Genomic DNA, 19,390 nt, shown 5'->3' with positions numbered 1-19,390 from the left:
GATTTTATCAAGGCCGTCTGAAAATGCATCGGGCATTTTCAAAACAAGCAGTATATTAAGGATAAATAACTGACTATTCTAGCGGAAAAACTGTTTTTCCGCTAATACAAACCATGACCGAATATCATTACAGCCATACTTAAGCCGCACAATAAAAATGCCGTCTGAATCTGTTCAGACGGCATTTTACCAACCGACCGCTATTCCGTACCTTCTGCAACTTTCTGCGCACCTTGCTTTTGTTTCACCGTGCGCTGAAGGTAAGTCATTAGGTTTTCAAAAATACCGTTTGCCTGACCCTGCGCCAGCATTTGACGGGCAAGCGGCAATTGCGCCTCAATATCGGCCGGTGGATTCACCGCTTGCACTTCCAACAACACCGGCGCAGGCAAGCCTTCCAACAATACGTAAGCCGGCTTGCCGTTAACCGGACGCGCTTTCAATAATTGAGTATATGCTTCGGGCGGCATAGAGCGACGTGCTTCGTCCGCTGTTTGCTTAACCACCGGTGACCAAGCCAAGGTAGGTTTCTCACCATTGTTCAAGTCGACCAACATTTTTTTGGCTTCGGCTTCTGCCAGTTTGGCTGTTTCCGAACGCAGGTAATTCGCCTTGACCAGTGCTTTGGCGTTTTCAAAGCTTTCCGTGCTTTCTTCACGCACCTCCTTGGCACGTACAACCCATACGGTATTTTCATTAACCGTTACCGGCTCGGAATTATGTTTTTTCTTTAATACGTCATCACTGAAAATAACTTTCAATAATTCCTCCGGCATTCCTGCCGCTTTGCCGTTTTCACGGTTTAACCATTCGTCGGGAGCAGCTACTTTCAAGCCGGTTTTCTTGGCCACTTCAGTTAAAGCATTCGGATTATTGAATGCCTCTTCAGCCAATGTTTCTTTGGCTTTGTTAAATGCTTGGGAAGCTTTGCGCTGCTTCAACTCAGCTGTTATACGGGCTTTTTCCTCATCATCCAAAACAGCTTGGTCTTTGATATTCAGAACCTTGATAATATGGTAACCGTATTCGGTTTTCACCACGCCGCTCACTTCGTCTTTAGGCAAAGAGAATGCGCTGTTTTCAAATGCCGCACCCAAACCGCCGTCTTTTTTCACATACCCGAGATTTCCGCCATTGTCTGCAGAGGCGGGATCTTTGGAATATTGTTTAGCCAGGACAGCGAAATCGGCCGGTTTGGCTTTAACTTGCGCCAGCACTTTCTCCGCCTCGGCTTCTGCTGCTTTGCGGGTTGCTTCGTCTGCATCCTGTGCTACCGGAAAGAAAATATGCGCTACTTCACGCTGCGGTTGAGCTGAAGTTTTTTCCTGCTCGAAAGCTTTTTTGATTTCCTCTTCGCTAACAGCTTGCTTATCGGCCAGATCCTTCATGTTTAATTCAACATATTCGATTTTGACCGCCTGGGGAATCACATAATCTTTTTTATTGGCTTCGTAATAGTTTTTTAACGTAACGTCATCAGTTTTCACACGGACTGCGAAAGCTTCCGGGCTGAAAGTCACCGAGCGGATAGTGCGCTCGGATTGCAATAAATTAACCAACTGCGCTGCCTGCGCATCACTTACCAACACACCGTTTTGAACCAAATTTACCATATTCTGCAAAGCAAACTGCTCCCGAATATCTTCTACAAAACGATCCTCGCTCATATTGCGCTGTTGCAAATATTGGGTCAGCAATGCTTGACTGAATTTGCCGGAGGCATCGTGAAAACTCGGATCATCGACAATAATTTGCTTAATCTGCTCTTGCGACACACCAATGCCCATCAGCTTGGCACCTTGTGTTAGATAAGCCCGCTGCAAAAGTCCTTGAAAAACTGCATCCCGGCTCTGCTGGCCGCCTGCGGCTTGCGCATTTTGCATTGCATCGTTGAGGGCCTGCGCACTAATTTTGATATCGCCTACTTTAACGATATAGTCCGAACCCGGCGCCGCTACCGTACTGGCACCGAAACCGACGAAAGTCAGCGCAATCAATCCGAGCAGCACCTTAGCCGCACCGCTATATTTGTCTACTGTTGAAAACATAATGTTTTTTAAAATCCGAAGCTCAAACAAACCAGCATTGTAACGCGTTTTATTTAATAAATCACCCTTACATGCCCCTTTCTATCGGCAGCGGTAATCCCGTAAAATACGGCTTTATTTTTCAGACGGCCCCAACTTACCATGCTCAGCTACCGACACGCTTTTCACGCAGGCAATCATGCAGATATGCTCAAACATTTCGTGCTTTATTTGGTGTTGGACTACTTCAACCGAAAAGACAAACCTTATTGGTATATTGATACCCACAGCGGCGCCGGTCTGTATGATTTAGCTTCGAAAGAAGCACAGAAAGTAGGCGAATACGAACAAGGTATCCGACGCCTGAAAAAGGCAAAGCCTTCAGACCCTCTTTTGGTAGATTTTCTCAACTTTCTTGATACCATCCTACCTCAAGGCAATTACTATTGCGGCTCCCCTTGGCTTGCGCAAGCTCTAACCCGCCCATGCGACAAACTCCGCTTATTCGAATTGCATCCTGCCGACTTCAACCATTTACAAAACAATATGCGCGAAGCCAAATTAGGTAGACGCGGCACTGTTGCCCAAGGCGACGGCTACCGGCAACTTATCGCCCAGCTGCCGCCACCGACTCGGCGCGCCGTCATACTCATTGACCCCCCATATGAAGAAAAGCAGGATTACAGCCGTGTATCCCATACCCTGCAAGAAGCCTTAAAGCGTTTTGCCCAAGGCTGTTACATGGTATGGTATCCCTGCCTTTCACGCGAAGAGAGCAGAAAACTGCCCGAGCAATTGGCTAAACTGGCTCCCGAGCAATATCTCTGTGCCGAACTCCACGTACATGCTCCCCGCTCAGACGGCTTCGGTATGCACGGCAGCGGGATGTTTATCGTCAACCCGCCTTATGTTTTGACCGAACAATTAAAAACAACACTACCAGAGCTGGTGAAGATTCTAGCCCAAGACCATGCAGCGGAATTTAAACTTGATTACCGAATCAAATGAAACCAAAGATACGCTGAAAACATGATTCGTTTCAGACGGCCTCCAGACTATCGGCTTGGTAACTTATAAATAGGTAGCAAAATATTAAAAATTAAAGTATCAATATATGCCTTTATTTATTGAAAGATATGCAAGCCGAAACACTTCGATTACACTATACGAAAATATAACCGCAAACTAAACTTACTTTTTGATACGATATATGCTTGCCCGCTTCTTATGTTTGCCTACTCTCTTATTGCCGCTCCTTCTAGGAGCTTGCACTAAAGAACAAGAGCAGGCCAAACAATCTTTCAGCCATACCTTCCGCAGTAAATTTATTGCGGCATCTACCCAAGAATGTGTTGCAGCCGCACCTGCAGCATTACGAAATACCGAGCCAATCCAAAAAATCTGCGAATGTTCGGCAGAAAATGCCTATGAAAAATTAACTGCAACTGAAATTGCACAAGCCGTTACCGGCAGCATCAGTGAAGAAGCAAGAGCCAAATTAATCGAAGCCGCCAGCTCCTGCTTCAGCAGCGTATATCAAAAAAGCGGCGCACACCCAAATACCAATTCAAAATCATTTGAAACAGAGAGAAACCAATGACTACTTTAGCCGAATTCCTCCCGCAACATTTACAAGCTAACAATCTGCCTAAAGAGCTAGGCTCTGTATTGCAGTCGGTCGTAACTGCCTGTATTGATATTAACAGCCAAGTACGGTTGGGCGCACTGGCCGGTGTGTTGGGCGAAGCCGGAAGCGGCAATGTCCAAGGCGAGGACCAAAAAAAACTAGACGTCATCGCCAACGATTTACTCATTCAGACACTAAAATCTGACAATAATGTAGCCGGTATTGCCAGTGAAGAAGAAGATACATTCGTTGTATGTAATGACTCAGGCGGCTATCTGGTACTGTTCGACCCGTTAGACGGTTCATCCAACATCGATGTCAACATTTCGGTCGGCACTATTTTTTCTATTTTGGCCAAACCCGAAGGCGAACTGAATACAGAATCTTTCCTACAAAAAGGCCGCGATCAAGTAGCCAGCGGCTATGTTCTATACGGCCCTCAAACACAATTGGTTCTCACCTTAAAACACGGTGTATTCGTTTTCACGCTAGATCAGAACAACACCTTTATCAAAACACTGGAAAACCCTTCAATACCTGCACAAACCAAAGAATTCGCTATCAATATGTCTAACCAACGCCACTGGTTCCCCCCTATGCAACAATATATTGCCGAGCTGTTAGCCGGTGATACAGGGGTACGTGGTAAAAACTACAATATGCGCTGGGTAGCTTCCATGGTGGCCGAAATCCACCGCATTTTGATGCGCGGCGGCGTATTCATGTACCCGCAAGACGCCCGTGATCCGCAAAAACCAGGTAAATTACGCTTGATGTACGAAGCGAATCCTTTAAGTCTGATTTTCGAGCAGGCGGGAGGCGCTTCCGGCAATGCCATCGAAAATATGCTGGATATCAAACCTCAGGGCTTACACCAACGCGTATCGGTTATCATGGGCAGCCGTGAAGAAGTAGAATACGTACACCGTTTGCACCAATCTACATAATCCTCAAATAATCAAATTATTAGCAATGAAAAGGCCGTCTGAAAAATTCAGACGGCCTTTTCATTGCTAAATAACATTTGGTTTTGGTTGTTAGCCATATCACTTTCCAAATACATCAATAATCCTGAGGGCAAACCAACTCTCTTCTAAATTTTATTCCGGTAGGCATACCAATATGCTCCTGCCACAAAAATCGCTCCGCCAATGGCATTACCTACATACACCGCAAGCATATTGTAAGCAAACTGATCCCATCCAATACCCGCTCCTCCCCAAATCGCAGCAGGAATGACAAACATATTGGCCACAACGTGTTGAAAACCGACTAATACGAAAATCATCACCGGAAACCAAATTCCGAGAATTTTACCGGCAAATGATTTTTCACCGTAGCATAGCCATACGCCCATACCGACCAACCAATTACAACCAACACCCGAAACCAAGGCCCTACCGAAGCCGGCATCTACTTTACTTTGAGCCGCCGATAAAGTTTTATGCCAAACAGCCCCCTCCGTCAAACCAACATAATGCCCGAAAAACCATGCTACAAACATAGCACCCACCAAGTTTGCCACGCTCACCCACAACCAGTTCCGCAACAATTGCCCCATAGAAATACGACGGGATAGCCACGCAGCAGGTAAAACCATCATGTTGCCCGTAATCAATTCCGCACCGCCAATCAAAATGCAAATCAAACCAATGGGGAAAACAGCGGCGCCTAAAAATGCGGCCAATCCATCCCACTCCGCCGGCATCACTCCCGTCACACGAATATAAGCCAAATAACCGATAGAAATAAATGCCCCGCCGAGGAAGCCTAAAACTGCCAATGTATCGATACGCTCAGATGTTTTGGCAACACCTTTTTCCAGAGTTATCTTAAAAATTTCATGCGGAGAAAGATCAGACATATTTTGTTGAAAAAAGCTATTATGAAAACGGGATTGTAAAGCAAATTTCAGACGGCCTTCTGATTTAAAGCAAAAAACATTCCTGCAAATAAAAAACGCCGTATCCTAAAAATACGGCGTTTTTTGGGTTGATGATTCACCCTTCACATTTATTTAGCAGCTACTTCTTTTGCCAAATACAACCAGGTTTCAATCACGGTATCCGGATTCAGAGATACGGTATCAATTCCTTCCTCAACCAACCATTTGGCAAAGTCAGGATGATCCGAAGGACCTTGGCCACAAATACCCACATATTTATTGTGCTTGCGGCAAGCCGAAATAGCCAAGTGCAACATTACTTTAACAGCGGCATTACGCTCGTCGAATGTGCTTGCAATAGGACCACCGCTATCGCGGTCCAAGCCTAAGGTCAGCTGGGTCATATCGTTCGAACCGATAGAGAAGCCATCGAAATATTGCAAGAACTGCTCGGCAAGTAAAGCATTACTCGGCACTTCGCACATCATAATCAAGCGCAGACCGTTTTTGCCGCGCTCCAGGCCGTTCTCTTTCAACGCTTTAACAACCTGTTCGGCTTCGCTGAGCGTACGGACAAACGGAATCATGATTTCCACGTTGGTTAAGTCCATATCGTCGCGAACACGTTTCAATGCTTGGCATTCCAAAGCAAAGCAGTCTTTGAAGTCTTCCGACACATAACGAGCCGCACCGCGGAAGCCCAGCATCGGATTTTCTTCATGAGGTTCGTACAAATTACCGCCAATCAAACCGGCATATTCGTTTGATTTGAAATCAGACATACGTACGATAACTTTACGCGGGTATACGGAAGCGGCCAAAGTAGAAACACCTTCGGCAATCTTATCAACGAAGAATGATACCGGTGAGGCGTAGCCTGCGATACGCTCGCTGATTTCCGCTTTCAAATCCTCGTCTTGTTTGTCAAACTCCAACAAAGCTTTCGGATGGATACCGATTTGGCGGTTGATAATGAATTCCATACGTGCCAAACCGATACCTTCGCTAGGCAAACTTGCAAACGAGAATGCCAGCTCGGGATTACCCACGTTCATCATAATCTTAACGGGTGATTTGGGCATATTATCCAAAGCCACATCGTTTACTTCTACATTCAGTAAACCTTCGTAAATCAAACCCGTATCACCTTCGGCACAAGATACGGTAACTTCTTGGCCTTCAGACAATACCTCAGTTGCGTTACCGCAACCTACGACAGCCGGAATACCGAGCTCGCGGGCGATAATCGCAGCATGACAGGTGCGGCCGCCGCGGTTTGTAACAATCGCAGCCGCACGCTTCATAACAGGCTCCCAATCCGGGTCGGTCATATCGGTAACCAACACGTCGCCGGGTTTTACGGTTTCCATCTCAGAAGCGTCTTTTACCAAACGTACTACGCCTTGGCCAACTTTTTGGCCGATTGCACGACCTTCGCACAATACGGTTGATTTTTGATCAATACGGTAGCGGCGTAAGCTGCGACCACCTGTTTCTTGCGACTTCACAGTCTCCGGACGCGCCTGCAAGATATACAGTTTGCCGTCTACACCATCACGACCCCATTCAATATCCATCGGACGGCCGTAATGCTGCTCGATAATCACCGCATATTTTGCCAACTCGGTAATTTCTTCGTCCGAAATCGAGAACTGCTTACGCTCGTTCTCCGGCACATCAACCACTTGAACCGACTTACCGGCTTGAGCCTGGTCGGTAAAGGTCATTTTGATGAGTTTAGAACCGAGGGTTTTACGCAAAATAGCAGGTTTTCCAGCCTGCAAAGTCGGCTTGTGAACATAAAATTCATCAGGATTAACCGCACCTTGAACTACTGTTTCGCCCAAACCGTAAGAAGAGGTAACAAATACCACTTGGTCGAAGCCGCTTTCGGTATCGATGGAGAACATCACGCCGGCCGCGCCGCTGTCGGAACGAACCATGCGTTGAACGCCGGCGGACAATGCTACAACATCGTGTGCGAAGCCTTTATGCACACGGTAAGAAATAGCGCGGTCGTTATACAAAGAGGCGAATACATGCTTCATCGCTTCTTTAACGTTTTCCAAACCATTGATATTCAAAAAAGTTTCCTGCTGGCCAGCAAACGAAGCATCCGGTAAGTCTTCAGCTGTTGCAGAAGAGCGGACGGCAACCGAAATCTGATCGGTGCCTGCTTCAGCCACCATTTTTTCCCAAGCGGTTTGAATATCGGCATCCAACTGTTCGGGGAAAGGTGTTTCCAAAATCCATTCACGGATTTGTTTGCCTACCCGCGCCAGCTCCGCCACGTCTTCAACATCCAACGTAGCCAGTGCTGATGAAATACGTTCGTTCAAGCCGTTATGTGCCAAGAATGCGCGATATGCATCGGCCGTTGTAGCAAAGCCGCCCGGCACACGCACACCTTTTTCGGTAAGCTGACTGATCATTTCGCCCAGTGAGGCGTTTTTACCACCTACGCTTTCCACATCAGTCATGCGTAGATTTTCAAACCAGATAACGTAATTTGCAGACATTTTTCATCCAAGGTTATGTCAGTTAAAAAAGAAATGAATTATGCGCGGCTATTCTACCTAATTCCCTTGCCGACTGTCATGCTTTTTCTTTGCTGCTGAATCGGCCTTCGGGCTTTTAAAATTGCGGCTTTTCGCATTTGTAGTTAAATGAAACTCTACTACAATAACCGACTTTTCTATGTTAAACACCGTTAAATTAGGACTTTCGGAATAAATTAACAATTATCCCCGCATAACATGAAGTTTTATTTCTGCAATTTTATACCAAAAAAATTCAAAAAAGTTCAAAAATATGTGTATTTCCATTTTATTAAAAATCATTAGTAATAATGTGTAGTTTTCAGCTTAACCCTTTATTCCCTCCTTCGGGCTTGGTATGATATGTAATTGCACAATCGGCTATATATTAATCAAGTTATTATTTCCTAAAAGAATACAAGCCGGTTTTCATTTACAGCCGAACCCATATTAAAGCGAGAAACTCTATGGCACGCCGTCCTGCATTTTTTATTTCCGACCGTACAGGCCTTACTTCCGAAAGCATGGGAGAAGCCCTGCTTGATCAATTTGAAGGCATCAGTTTTAAACGGGCTACCTATCCTTTCGTCGATACCCCTGAAAAAGCACAGGCTTTAGTACATATTATTAATAATGCCGCAGAACAAAGCGGCCAACGCCCTTTGGTTTTCACAAGCATCATTGATGAAAAAATCCGCGAAATCGTCAAAACCAGTGCCGGCATGCATTTAAGTTTTTTCGATGCGTTTTTAAATAAGATTGAGTGCGAGCTAGGCGTTCCCGCACGCCACAAAGCCGGCCGCAACCACGGCATCGCAGATACCGAAAGATATGATGCACGTATGGAGGCGGTAAACTTCTCACTCAACCACGACGACGGCATCAGCGGCAAAGACTTAAAAGATGCCGATGTGATTCTAATGGGCGTTTCCCGTTCGGGCAAAACGCCAACCTGCCTTTATCTTGCGCTGCAATATGGCATCCGAGCCGCCAACTACCCGCTTACACCCGATGATTTGGAAAGCACCGACTTACCCCGCATGGTAAAAGCTTACAAAAACAAATTATTCGGCCTGACTATCCAGCCCGAACGCCTGCAAGCCATACGCCAAGAGCGCCGCCCCGATTCCAACTACAGCCAAATTAATACATGCCGCCGCGAAGTGTCTGATGCCCAAGCCATATTCAGGCGCCATAACATTCCCTTTACCAATACGACGGATAAATCAGTTGAGGAACTGGCAGTCAACATCATGCAGATGTGCAAACTAAAGCGGCGTTTTTAACCAACATCAATGGTTTAATTAATACCCCCTTACTTAATTTATATATGGATGCCGTCTGAAACTTTTTCAGACGGCATTTTTTAACTTTCCAACTATTTTCTGATTCATTGCTCCTAACCGTCTCAAAAATTTATTCCCAAACAGCCTGCCAAAGCAATCTTCAAACCCGTTACTCCATATAAAAAAACCTCATTTCAATCACTACCATTCAAACGCCCCATAAATTACCAAGAACAAATTGCCTACTTTTTCACTATCCTACACATAAAAATAGCCCCTCGAAATGAAAAACCATTTCAAGGGGCTATACATTTTTAAGTGGTTCTTTCAGTAAGAAAACTATTTACCGGCTTTGATACTCTGCCATTGGCGTACCATAAATTTCAAACTTTCAGGCTCAATCGGCACCATGATAAAACTGTTTTCCATATCTTGATCCGTCGGAAAAACAGTATTGTCATCACGATATTGGGGATCCATCAATTCCCGCGCCGGTACACTGGAAGGTGCATAGGTTACATACTCGGCATTTTTTGCCGCCACTTCAGGCACCAAAGCATGATTGATATAACGGTGTGCATTCAGTACATTTTGTGAATCTTTCGGAATCACAAAAGAATCAATCCAAATACCCACCCCCTCTTTGGGCATCATCACCCGGATGTTTTCTTTACCGCCAGCTTCCTGAGCTCTGCGTTTAGCAATATTCAAATCACCGCCGAAACCGATGGTAACGCAGGTATCACCGCGTGCCAAATCATCAATAAAGCCGGATGAAGTAAAGCGTTTGATATTGGGTCGGTTTTTCTTCAACAATTCAGTCGCGGCTTTAATGTCGTCAATATTACTGCTATTGGGATTCTTACCCAAATAATTCAATACCATCGGATAAATTTCAGCGGCACTATCCAGATAACTAATACCGCATTTTTTCAGCTTGGCCGTATATTCGGGATTAAATACCAAATCCCATTGGTTATCAGGCAGTTTGTCGGTACCCAAAGCATTTTTTACACGGTTTATATTAATAGCAAATGTATTTGTTCCCCAAAAAAACGGCACGGCGTATTCATTGCCGGGATCCACTTCCTGCATCAGCTCAAGCAGCTTAGGGTTGATATTTTTATAATTGGTAATTAAAGATTTATCGAGCTTTTGATAGGTGCCTGCTTTAATTTGGCGTCCGATAAAAGCATTGGAAGGTCCGGCGATATCGTAACCGGATTTTCCGGAAAGCACTTTAGCCTCGAGTGCTTCATCGCTGTTATACACATCGTACGTAACCTTGACACCGTATTGCTTTTCAAATGCGCTTACGGTTTCCGGATCGACATAATCCGACCAGTTATAGATTTTCAAATAAGCAGTTTCAGGAAGGGCAGTTGCAGCTTGTGTATTTTCAGCAGCAGAAGCAGCCGTGCTAGGCGGTTTTTCGTTCGACTTGTCTCCGCAAGCCGAAAGCGCCAATACCACAAGGCCGAGTAATGATATTTTTTTAATCATTAAAGTTCCTTATGCAAAAGGTTAGTCGGAAATAACCAAGCCCGCGGCTACAACCATACCGCAGGCTTCGAATATTCCGCAAAAGTATAAAGCAACGGGCTTGTTTTGGGTAGGCGGCGGCCTAAATCTGCGGTAATATTAGCAAGATTTTATTTTCATTTTCAGACGGCCTCAAAGCAATATGCGCCGCTTCGAAAAACCTCTTACTTTCAAATAGAAAACATCATGAAAACCGCAGAACTACGCCAAAAATTCTTAAAATTCTTCGAAAGCAAAGGCCATCAGATTGTGGCCTCGTCTTCATTAGTACCGCACGATGATCCCACCCTGCTGTTTACCAATGCGGGTATGAACCAATTCAAAGACGTATTCCTAGGCTTCGACAAACGCCCTTACAACCGCGCCACTACCGCACAAAAATGCGTACGCGCCGGCGGCAAGCACAACGACCTTGAAAACGTCGGCTACACTGCCCGCCACCATACCTTTTTCGAAATGATGGGCAACTTCAGCTTCGGCGATTACTTCAAACGCGATGCCATCCATTTTGCTTGGGAATTCCTCACCTCGCCCGAATGGCTGAACATCCCTAAAGAAAAACTCTTGGCCACCGTTTACGCCGAAGATGATGAAGCCTACGATATCTGGCAAAACGAAATAGGCCTGCCGTCTGAAAAAATCATCCGCATCGGCGACAACAAAGGCGCCAAATACGCCTCCGACAACTTCTGGCAAATGGGCGATACCGGCCCCTGCGGCCCTTGCTCGGAGATTTTCTACGACCACGGCGACCATATTTGGGGCGGCCCTCCGGGAAGCCCGGAAGAAGACGGTGACCGCTTTATCGAAATTTGGAACTGCGTATTCATGCAGTTCAACCGTGACGAACAAGGCAATATGAATCCGCTCCCCAAGCCTTCGGTTGATACCGGTATGGGCTTGGAGCGCATGGCCGCCGTGATGCAGCATGTGAACAGCAACTATGAAATCGACCTGTTCGAAAACCTGCTTAAAGCCGCCGCCCGCGAAACCAGCACACCCTTCAGCATGGAACAGCCCAGCCTGAAAGTGATTGCCGACCACATCCGCGCCTGCTCCTTCCTGATTGCCGACGGCGTGTTGCCGAGCAACGAAGGCCGCGGCTACGTATTGCGCCGCATCATCCGCCGTGCCGTACGCCACGGCTACAAACTCGGCCAAAAACAAGCCTTCTTCCACAAACTCGTGGGCGACTTGGTTGCCGAAATGGGCAGCGCTTATCCCGAACTGAAAGAAAAGCAAGCGCAGATTACCGAAGCCTTGAAAAACGAAGAAACCCGCTTCGCGCAAACGCTGGAAACCGGCATGGCCTTGTTGGAAGAAGCCCTGGCAAACGGCGGCAAACAGCTTGACGGCGAAGTAATCTTCAAACTCTACGACACCTACGGTTTCCCCTACGACCTCACGGCCGACATCTGCCGCGAACGCAGTATCGACATGGATGAAGCAGGCTTTGAACGCGAAATGGCAGCCCAACGCGCCCGCGCCCGCGCAGCCCAAAGCTTCAAAGCCGATGCGCAACTGGCTTACGAAGGCCGCGATACCGAATTCCGCGGTTACAGCGAACGCCAAACCGAAGCCACCGTATTGGCACTCTATAAAGATGGTGAAGCCGTTAACGAACTAGCCGAGGGCGAAAGCGGCGCCGTCGTGATCGACACTACGCCTTTCTATGCAGAATCGGGCGGCCAAATCGGCGACGTCGGCTATATCTTTGCCGGCGAAAACCGCTTTGAAGTGCGCGATACGCAAAAAATCAAAGCCACCGTATTCGGCCAATTCGGCGTGTTGGTTTCAGGCCGTCTGAAAGTCGGCGACACCGTTACCGCCAAAATCGACAACAATATCCGCAATGCCAATATGCGTAACCACAGCGCAACCCACTTGATGCACAAAGCATTGCGCGATGTATTGGGCAGCCATGTCGAACAAAAAGGTTCGCTGGTTACCGCCGAACTTACCCGCTTCGATATTTCCCACCCGCAAGCAGTCAGCGCCGAAGAAATCGCCGAAGTGGAACGCCGCGTCAATGCCGCCATCTTGGCCAACGTACCCGTTGAAGCCGCCGTGATGAGCATGGACGATGCCAAAGCCGCCGGTGCCATGATGCTGTTCGGCGAAAAATACGGCGAAGAAGTGCGCGTATTAAAAATGGGTGATTTCTCTACCGAATTGTGCGGCGGCACCCACGTTGCCCGCACCGGCGACATCGGCCTGTTTAAAATCATCAGCGAAGGCGGTATCGCCGCAGGCGTCCGCCGTTTGGAAGCCATCACGGGTCTGAACGCGCTGCAATGGGCGCAAAACCAAGAACGCCTGATTAAAGACATCATCGGCGAAGTGAAAGCGCAAACCGAAAAAGACGTTTTGAGCAAAATCCAAGCCCAGGCCGCACAAGCCAAAGCGGTGGAAAAAGAACTGGCCAAAGCCAAAGGCGAACTGGCCGTACACGCCGCTGCCAAACTGCTCGACAACGCCAAAGACTTGGGCACCGCCCGCTTGGTAGTCGCTCAAATCGACGCCGAAGCTGCCGCTCTGCGGGATATCGTTACCGACCTGACCGGAAAATCCAACCAAGCCGTTGTGCTGCTGGCGGCGGTGAACGACGGTAAAGTATCGCTGTGTGCGGGCGTATCCAAACCCTTAACCGCTCAAGTCAAAGCCGGCGATTTGGTCAAATTCGTCGCCGAACAAATCGGCGGCAAAGGCGGCGGCCGCCCCGATTTGGCACAGGCCGGCGGTACGGAAGTCGGCAAGCTGGCTGAAGCATTAGATAGAGTGGAAGGATGGGTAAGCAGTAAACTTGCTTAATCCTGCTATTTATCAATAAAAGGCCGTCTGAAACGTATTTTTTCAGACGGCCTTATGCCTACCCTAATCCTATTTTATCAATCAAAGTAATCCCTTCCCCTTCCCTAATCACTATAAAAAACATAACCGAATCCCGAAAATTTTATGTATAGTAGGTGGTATACCCGATTGAAATATAACAAGGGCATTTTAACCCGCAAAACAACTTCACTTCTTATTTGTATTTCCGCTTCGCAGGCCTCTCGTCAATCCGATTATTATCAAGGGATGTGCTAATGGAACGCTTCGATTTCGACTATCCGCCTTACGATATGCTCAGTCATTCCGAGCAAAAAATCCTGCAAGAATCGCTGAATATCGCATTTTTTAATGACGATGAAATCATCATCAGCCCGCAGCAAAATATCGATCATCTGTATGTCGTGATTAAAGGCATGATTAAGGAAACGGGGCCGGATGGCGAGGTGTTGGCTATCTACCGCCCACGGGATACTTTCGAAGCTCGGGCTTTGGTTGAAGGAGCGAGTTCTCACCAGTTTGCCGTAGAAGAACAGGCGCTTGTTTACACCATTCCCAAAGCTACCGTGATGCAGCTGATGGAATCCAATCCCCGCTTCGGCGCTTATTTCTATGCCAGCGTTGCGGAAAAACTGTCCAGCCTTTCGGTAAACAGCAAACAGCACGAGTTTGAAAGCCTCTTTACAGCAAAAGTGCGCGATGCCTACCGCCACAATACGGTATGGTTAGACGGCTCGGCCAGTATTTTAGATGCCGCAAAGGTGATGAAAGAGCGTAAAAGCAAATCGGTATTGGTGAAGCATGAAGGCCAAGTCGGCTTGTTTACCGAGTCGGCATTTCGAGATATTACGATTGCCGGCGCGTCTGCCGAAGAAGCCGTCAGCAAATGGTCTACTTTCAACCTGATTGCTATTGATATTGAAGATTTTGTTTTCAACGCCCTGCTGCGTATGACCCAATTCCAAATCCAGCGGGTGATTGTGTTGGAAGACGGTGAGCCTGTCGGCGCATTGGAGCAAATCGACGTATTGGCCTACTTCTCCAACCACACCCACCTTGTCGCCCAGCGTTTGGAACGTGCGGAAACGATAGACGAGCTGGTCGACATCGCCTCCCAAATGACTCAGTCCATACAAATCTTACGCAACAACGGCGTGCGCGCGCCGCAATTAGCGCAACTGATGCAGGTATTGAATTCAAGCCTGTTTGAAAAAGTGTGGCGGCTGTTGGCTCCGCCCGAACTTTATGAAAACTCATGTTTGATTGTGATGGGCTCCGAAGGCCGGGGCGAACAGATTCTCAAAACCGACCAAGACAACGCCCTTATCCTCACCGAGCAAGCCGATTTGGCCTTGGCGGAAAAAACCGCCGCCGAGTTTTCCGCCACACTGGAGCGTTTGGGCTACCCGCCCTGCAACGGCAAAATCATGGTCAACAACCCGTTATGGCGCAAAACCCTGCCCGAATTTAAGAAAATGCTTACCCGCTGGTGCCTTTCGCCCAGCCCCGAATCCATGATGAATCTGGCTATTTTTATTGATGCCAAAGCCGTTGCTGGCCCGGAAAATATGTTAGCCGAATTGAAGCAGCATCTTCAGAAAACCCTCAGCAACGATGCCGGCATGCTGATGGCTTTTGCCCGTGCCATTGAGCTTTTCGATACCCACAGCAAAGGATTTTTCACCCAGCTTCTCGGTCGTGGCAAACACGATAAAATGGATATCAAAAAAATGGGAACTTTCCCCGTTGTTCACGGCCTCCGGGCCTTAGCTTTAGAAGCGCGGGTAGAGGAAACCAACTCTTTCGAACGCATCGCCAAACTCGTACAGCTGAAAGTATTGGATGAACAATTGGGCAAAGATACTGCCGAAGCACTCGGCTATCTGATGGACTTGCGCCTGAAATCCGGCTTGAGCGCATTAAGCGAGCATGGCCTGATCGAGCCTAACCAAGTCGACACCGAACAGCTCTCCACCCTTGAGCGTGATTTGCTTAAAGACGCCTTGCAAGTAGTCAAACGCTTCAAAGCCATGGTCAGCCATCATTTCCATTTGGGGGTGCACTGATGTTTGAAAACTTTTTCAAGCAGCGCGAGCGTAAAAAACTGCGCGATTCCCGCTACGATTTTCTTTATGAAGAGCATCCTACCGAATTGGTCAGCTTTGATTGCGAAACCACCAGCCTGAATGTGAAAGAAGGTGAAATTATTTCCATCGGCGCAGTCAAAATACGCGGCAACGAAATCTTAACCAGCGAATCTTTTTACGTATTGGTCAAGCCCGAAGGCATTATGGAGGCGGCCAACGTTACCATACATGGTTTACGGCCTAAAGATCTTTCAGACGGCATGCCGATAGAAGAAGCCCTGCACCGCTTTTTAAACTTTATCGGCGGGCGGCCTTTGGTCGGCTATTATTTGGAATACGATATCGCCATGGTTAACAAATTTTTAAAACCCCTGCTCGGTATTAAACTGCCCAACCGTCAGGTAGAGGTTTCCAGTATTTTCTACCAGCAAGAAATGAATAAAACCATACATAATGCCTATATCGACCTACGCATGGCTACCATGGTAGAAAAACTCGGCATCCCCGACCTGCCCCGCCACGATGCCTTAAACGACTCGATTAATGTCGCCATGATGTATCTGGCCCTTATGAACCGTGAAAAAAGACGCAAACGTTCCCAAACATAATTTTTCAATGCCGCCTGAAAACACAGGGTCTTGAAATAACAAGCACATTACTCCATTTTGAACTCAGCCCGAAAGCAAACCGGCTTACCGCTGCTTATCGTGGTTTCATTAATGCCGATAAGGCTCTGTTTTACTCAGAAAGGATGCCGTATGAAGCAAAACCCTTCGCCCGAAGAGTTTATCCCCAAATTCCGCCGTAAAAAGCTCGACGAACCTGGCTTCCTGCGCAAGCTGGCACGCTTTGCCGGCCGCTTGGGCGCACCGGCTATCAAACAGCTTTACGCCTTATATTTTCTGTTTAAAGAGCCAAGCACACCTAAGCGCGCCAAGATGATTATTTTGGGCGCACTGGTTTATTTCTTCAGCCCTATCGACAGCATTCCCGATTTACTGGGTCCGCTCGGCTTCACCGACGATATTGCCGTCATCGCATTGGTTTATTCCCAAATGAAGGCCTATCTCACAGAAGAAATCCGCGACAAAGCACGCGCTGCAACCGAAGAGCTTTTGCGTAAATAAATTTTGCTTTTGCATTCAATCAAAGCAGCTGTTTTATTTTCAACTGCTTTTTTATTGAAAATAAAATACGCATGATTGATTTTACAAAAAATGCCGTCTGAAAATTTCAGACGGCATTTTTAATAGAAGTATTCCATATCATTCGATTTTATCCGGCCAATTTGTTTTATCGACCACAGGATAAGCCGGATTCAGCTTTTTCAAATGCTCAAGCAAAATATTAACGATAACCACGTTGCGCGCTGATTTGGAATCGGCCGGTACCACATACCACGGTGCATGATCTTTATCGGTAGCGGCAATTACGTTTTGGTAAGTCTGCATAAAATCATCCCAATATTTCCTGTCTTCCAAATCACCGGGATTGAATTTCCAATTTTTATCAGGCTCATCTAAGCGGGCCTGCAAACGTTCACGTTGTTCTTCTTTCGAAATATGCAAGAAGATTTTAATCACCGTAGTGCCTGTTTCAGCCAACATACGTTCGAAATCATTAATATGGTGGATACGGCGTTCAAATTCGGCTTCGTCTATCCAACCGCGCACTTTCGTAACCAAAACGTCTTCATAATGGCTGCGGTTAAAAATTACGATTTCACCGTTTTTCGGCACTACCTGATGTACGCGCCACAAATAATCCCGCGCCTTCTCTTCTTCACTCGGTGCCTTAAAAGCCTGTACACGCATACCTAAAGGATCTGCGCTTCTGAAAACAGCACGAATCGTACCGTCTTTACCCGAAGTGTCCATACCTTGCAAAACCACTAAAAAACGGTGCTTTGATTCTGCATAAAGAATATCCTGCAAGCTATTGAGCTCTTGACCCAGCTGTTCGGTTTCCGCACGGCGGGCAGCCTTTTTTTGCGGCACATCGGATTTATCATCAGGCCTACGTTGTTTGAAATCCAGCTTTTTACCGCCGGCACGATATTTATGAATAGGAAAAGACATCGGATATTCCCCTCTCATTAGTGGTTAGGTGTTTTTACTAAGAGATTTTGACCATCGGAACGGTGCAAACGTGCAAAGATCCAAGCAGAAGCAAACGTTACCATACCAATATACACAAAAGTATATCTGAATGCATTATGCAGATTTTCTTCTCCGATGGTACTTTTACTAAAAACCTGCAATACCAAGGCTCCCAATGCGATACCCAAACTAACCGCCAGCTGCTGGTTGACCGCCATCAAGCTGTTGCCGCTACCCGTTTGATAGGGGCGCAAATCAGAAATAGTAAGGGTATTCATTGCCGAAAACTGTAATGAATTGCTACTGCCGATTAAAAACAGCAAAACCGCCCACAGCCACAAAGGAGCATCTCCCTCGGGCAGGGCCAAACACATAATAAGCACGCCAAGCAGCCGGGTATTAAACACCAAAACCCGCCGATAACCGAATCTATCCATCACAGGTTTAATCAAAGGCTTCATCAACAAAGCAGCCATAGCAAGCGGCGCAACCAGCCAACCCGACAAACTCGCACTCAAGCCGAGTACGACTTGAAAAAGCAGCGGCAATAGAAACGGTACCGCACTGATACCCAAACGACTGAATAAATTTCCGGCCAAACCCAATCTGTAAGTACGCACCATGAACAAATTGCGGGCATACAAAGGTGCTTTGCTATGGGCACTATGCCGCCAATACAGCCAAGCGGACGCTACTCCCGCTAAAGCCAACAATAAAGAAAACGACCAAGCCCGCGAATGGGTCGCCAACTCAACGCCCAAGCTGAACGAACATGCGGCAATAGCAAACAATAAAAAGCCCGGCAAATCAAAACGGCTCAGCTTACCTCTGACATCAGGCATAATTTTTAATGCAATCACAATACCTAATGCACCAATCGGCAGATTAATCAGAAAAATCCAATGCCAACCGGCATATTCCACTAAATAACCACCCACCAAAGGCCCCAACACAGGACCGAGCAAAGCCGGCATAACGGCATAATTAATCGCATTGAGCAATTGCGACTTCTCATATACCCTCAATAAAGTCAGCCGCGGAATAGGCACCAGCATCGAACCGCCTATCCCCTGCACCACCCTTGCCGCTACCAAAGCGGAAACATTGGTTGAGGCTGCACACATAGTCGAACCGAGCATAAAAACCGCTACCGACACAATAAACACTTTGCGCGTACCGAAACGGTCGGCCAAATAGCCGCTCAAAGGCATCAGCAAAGCCAAAGTTAGCGCATAGGCAATCACTGCCGACTGCATATTTAAAGGCGACGCATTCAGATCAACCGCCATCTGAGGCAAGGCCGTATTCAAAATTGTGGCATCCAGCAACTGCATAAAAATCGCAACCGCCAGCAGCAAAGGCAGCCACTTCGAAGGCAAACGGGCATTCATAGCTATTCGAAATCAATAATATGTGTTCATTGTACGCCTTTCGCTGCTTGTCTTGCAGTTAAATTGAAGGCCGTCTGAAA

14 protein-coding genes are annotated in these 19,390 nt (G+C 47.1%); 8 read left to right on the top strand and 6 right to left on the bottom strand.

Annotated elements, in window-relative coordinates; genetic code table 11:
• Nucleotides 1–200: 200 nt before the first annotated feature.
• Nucleotides 201–2,048 (bottom strand): SurA N-terminal domain-containing protein, encoded by a 1,848-nt coding sequence (locus tag ACEPPX_RS05145; protein ID WP_416623201.1) that lies wholly within the window; start codon nt 2,046–2,048, stop codon nt 201–203.
• A gap of 141 nt (nt 2,049–2,189) precedes the next feature.
• Between ACEPPX_RS05145 and ACEPPX_RS05140 the strand changes: the two genes are divergently transcribed.
• From ACEPPX_RS05140 to ACEPPX_RS05130, 3 genes are all read left to right on the top strand, one after another.
• Nucleotides 2,190–3,035: a 23S rRNA (adenine(2030)-N(6))-methyltransferase RlmJ gene (locus tag ACEPPX_RS05140; protein ID WP_416623200.1), complete on the top strand. Its 846-nt coding sequence runs from the start codon at nt 2,190–2,192 to the stop codon at nt 3,033–3,035.
• Between the two features lie 202 nt (nt 3,036–3,237).
• Nucleotides 3,238–3,627 carry a hypothetical protein gene (locus tag ACEPPX_RS05135; RefSeq protein WP_047761634.1) on the top strand — a complete coding sequence of 130 codons (390 nt, stop codon included), beginning with the start codon at nt 3,238–3,240 and terminating at the stop codon, nt 3,625–3,627.
• The gene (locus ACEPPX_RS05130) at nt 3,624–4,601 is read left to right on the top strand and encodes a class 1 fructose-bisphosphatase (protein WP_416623199.1); all 978 of its coding nucleotides are present in this window, start codon (nt 3,624–3,626) and stop codon (nt 4,599–4,601) included. The genes ACEPPX_RS05135 and ACEPPX_RS05130 overlap by 4 nt, the downstream gene beginning before the upstream one ends.
• 146 nt (nt 4,602–4,747) lie before the next feature.
• Here ACEPPX_RS05130 and ACEPPX_RS05125 read toward each other — a convergent pair whose 3' ends face one another.
• Together ACEPPX_RS05125 and ppsA are read right to left on the bottom strand one after the other, a co-directional pair.
• Entirely contained in the window at nt 4,748–5,518 is a 771-nt protein-coding gene (locus ACEPPX_RS05125; RefSeq protein ID WP_416623198.1) for a formate/nitrite transporter family protein, read from the bottom strand.
• A 149-nt stretch (nt 5,519–5,667) separates the two neighbouring features.
• A complete protein-coding gene (ppsA, locus tag ACEPPX_RS05120) occupies nt 5,668–8,058 on the bottom strand; it encodes a phosphoenolpyruvate synthase (protein ID WP_416623197.1) in 2,391 nt (796 codons plus the stop codon).
• 485 nt (nt 8,059–8,543) lie between these two features.
• Between ppsA and ACEPPX_RS05115 the strand changes: the two genes are divergently transcribed.
• On the top strand, nt 8,544–9,362 hold the full coding sequence (locus ACEPPX_RS05115) for a pyruvate, water dikinase regulatory protein (RefSeq protein WP_416623196.1): 819 nt from the start codon (nt 8,544–8,546) through the stop codon (nt 9,360–9,362).
• Nucleotides 9,363–9,701: 339 nt separating this feature from the next.
• On the opposite strand, the gene ACEPPX_RS05110 is transcribed toward ACEPPX_RS05115, so the two are convergent.
• Nucleotides 9,702–10,865, bottom strand: coding sequence for a polyamine ABC transporter substrate-binding protein (locus tag ACEPPX_RS05110; protein WP_416623195.1), 1,164 nt, complete (start codon nt 10,863–10,865; stop codon nt 9,702–9,704).
• A gap of 225 nt (nt 10,866–11,090) precedes the next feature.
• On the opposite strand from ACEPPX_RS05110, the gene alaS reads away from it, so the two are divergent.
• The 4 genes from alaS to ACEPPX_RS05090 all read left to right on the top strand — a co-directional run bounded on the left by alaS (nt 11,091) and on the right by ACEPPX_RS05090 (nt 16,947).
• Complete coding sequence (alaS, locus tag ACEPPX_RS05105) at nt 11,091–13,715, top strand: alanine--tRNA ligase (RefSeq protein ID WP_416623194.1); 2,625 nt, start codon at nt 11,091–11,093, stop codon at nt 13,713–13,715.
• A gap of 275 nt (nt 13,716–13,990) precedes the next feature.
• Complete coding sequence (locus ACEPPX_RS05100; RefSeq protein WP_416623193.1) at nt 13,991–15,799, top strand: DUF294 nucleotidyltransferase-like domain-containing protein; 1,809 nt, start codon at nt 13,991–13,993, stop codon at nt 15,797–15,799.
• Nucleotides 15,799–16,428, top strand: coding sequence for a 3'-5' exonuclease (locus tag ACEPPX_RS05095; RefSeq protein ID WP_416623192.1), 630 nt, complete (start codon nt 15,799–15,801; stop codon nt 16,426–16,428). The genes ACEPPX_RS05100 and ACEPPX_RS05095 overlap by 1 nt, the downstream gene beginning before the upstream one ends.
• 150 nt (nt 16,429–16,578) lie before the next feature.
• Nucleotides 16,579–16,947: a YkvA family protein gene (locus ACEPPX_RS05090; protein ID WP_416623191.1), complete on the top strand. Its 369-nt coding sequence runs from the start codon at nt 16,579–16,581 to the stop codon at nt 16,945–16,947.
• A gap of 138 nt (nt 16,948–17,085) precedes the next feature.
• On the opposite strand, the gene ACEPPX_RS05085 is transcribed toward ACEPPX_RS05090, so the two are convergent.
• Together ACEPPX_RS05085 and ACEPPX_RS05080 are read right to left on the bottom strand one after the other, a co-directional pair.
• Nucleotides 17,086–17,898: a PPK2 family polyphosphate kinase gene (locus ACEPPX_RS05085; protein ID WP_416623190.1), complete on the bottom strand. Its 813-nt coding sequence runs from the start codon at nt 17,896–17,898 to the stop codon at nt 17,086–17,088.
• Between the two features lie 17 nt (nt 17,899–17,915).
• The gene (locus ACEPPX_RS05080) at nt 17,916–19,310 is read right to left on the bottom strand and encodes a DHA2 family efflux MFS transporter permease subunit (RefSeq protein ID WP_416623189.1); all 1,395 of its coding nucleotides are present in this window, start codon (nt 19,308–19,310) and stop codon (nt 17,916–17,918) included.
• Between the last annotated feature and the right edge of the window lie 80 nt (nt 19,311–19,390).

This window comes from Neisseria sp. S1, assembly GCF_048060015.1.
Lineage (GTDB): Bacteria > Pseudomonadota > Gammaproteobacteria > Burkholderiales > Neisseriaceae > Neisseria > Neisseria arctica.
Note: the sequence above shows the minus strand (reverse complement) of the source record. Positions and strands in the feature narration are given on the sequence as shown.

Coding starts and splice junctions, on each gene's coding strand:
- ACEPPX_RS05100 (WP_416623193.1), top strand. CDS start 13,991: ATGGAACGCTTCGATTTCGACTATCCGCCTTACGATATGCTCAGTCAT.
- ppsA (WP_416623197.1), bottom strand. CDS start 8,058: ATGTCTGCAAATTACGTTATCTGGTTTGAAAATCTACGCATGACTGAT.
- ACEPPX_RS05095 (WP_416623192.1), top strand. CDS start 15,799: ATGTTTGAAAACTTTTTCAAGCAGCGCGAGCGTAAAAAACTGCGCGAT.
- ACEPPX_RS05090 (WP_416623191.1), top strand. CDS start 16,579: ATGAAGCAAAACCCTTCGCCCGAAGAGTTTATCCCCAAATTCCGCCGT.
- ACEPPX_RS05115 (WP_416623196.1), top strand. CDS start 8,544: ATGGCACGCCGTCCTGCATTTTTTATTTCCGACCGTACAGGCCTTACT.
- ACEPPX_RS05145 (WP_416623201.1), bottom strand. CDS start 2,048: ATGTTTTCAACAGTAGACAAATATAGCGGTGCGGCTAAGGTGCTGCTC.
- ACEPPX_RS05135 (WP_047761634.1), top strand. CDS start 3,238: ATGCTTGCCCGCTTCTTATGTTTGCCTACTCTCTTATTGCCGCTCCTT.
- ACEPPX_RS05140 (WP_416623200.1), top strand. CDS start 2,190: ATGCTCAGCTACCGACACGCTTTTCACGCAGGCAATCATGCAGATATG.
- ACEPPX_RS05080 (WP_416623189.1), bottom strand. CDS start 19,310: ATGAATGCCCGTTTGCCTTCGAAGTGGCTGCCTTTGCTGCTGGCGGTT.
- ACEPPX_RS05125 (WP_416623198.1), bottom strand. CDS start 5,518: ATGTCTGATCTTTCTCCGCATGAAATTTTTAAGATAACTCTGGAAAAA.
- ACEPPX_RS05085 (WP_416623190.1), bottom strand. CDS start 17,898: ATGTCTTTTCCTATTCATAAATATCGTGCCGGCGGTAAAAAGCTGGAT.
- ACEPPX_RS05130 (WP_416623199.1), top strand. CDS start 3,624: ATGACTACTTTAGCCGAATTCCTCCCGCAACATTTACAAGCTAACAAT.
- alaS (WP_416623194.1), top strand. CDS start 11,091: ATGAAAACCGCAGAACTACGCCAAAAATTCTTAAAATTCTTCGAAAGC.
- ACEPPX_RS05110 (WP_416623195.1), bottom strand. CDS start 10,865: ATGATTAAAAAAATATCATTACTCGGCCTTGTGGTATTGGCGCTTTCG.